This is a genomic window from Oleiphilus sp. HI0061 (genome assembly GCF_001635675.1).
Map to the genome: position 1 here is coordinate 1 of NZ_LWFE01001663.1, position 755 is coordinate 755.

At 48.3% G+C, this 755-nt stretch carries 2 protein-coding genes; both read left to right on the plus strand.

Annotated features, from left to right (window positions below):
* The coding region (locus A3735_RS25575) for a hemolysin III family protein (RefSeq protein ID WP_231882656.1) at window positions 1-229 on the plus strand (229 nt) is incomplete at its 5' end.
* Between the two features lies 1 nt (window position 230).
* On the plus strand, window positions 231-755 hold a 525-nt coding region (locus A3735_RS25580), incomplete at its 3' end, for a carboxylesterase (protein WP_156499924.1).

Consider the following 755-nt stretch of genomic DNA (forward strand, 5'->3'; position numbering starts at 1 on the left):
TTTCCCCATGCAACAAATCTTGGATCTCATGACCGATATGCAGGTTAATCTGCTTTTTGCTGGCGGTATCGCGTTCACGCTAGGTGCTATTTTCTATGCAAGTAAGAAACCCTTAATGTTGCCTGGAATTTTCAGTTTCCATGAACTCTTCCACGTAATGGTCTTAATTGGTGGCGCCTGTCATTACAGCCTGATTTACAGTGCATTTTCCGCTACGGCGTCAGCCTAAGATGAGCTTAAGCTCTAAAGCACAATGCCTGCTAGAGGAAGAAACGAGTCGTTTTATAAACGATTACCAGGAACACTTCCTTAAAGGTGAAACCAAGCCACCAGAAATTGGCCAACCTTACCTGCTTCATCAGCCTCAAGCCACGCAGGGAGTGCTGCTTGTTCATGGCCTAATGGCTGCCCCGGAAGAAGTGCGAGAGTGGGCTGACTATCTTTATAGCCAAGGCTATACCGTCTACGCGCCACGAATGGACGGGCACGGTACATCGGCAGATGATTTATCTCGCCGTAAAATGAGCGAATGGACGGCGGCGGTTAACCGGGGCCACGAAATACTTAAGCACTGCTGTGAGCATATCGTCATCGCTGGTTTCTCTACTGGCGCTGCGGTGGCACTTAAACAAGTCATTGATAAACCCGACGCCTTTGATGCACTTGTGAGTATCAGCGCGCCGCTCAAGTTTAAAAAGTTCTCTGCTAACTTCGCCAAGCCTGTCAATACCTGGAATAAGGCTCTAAGGCGAATA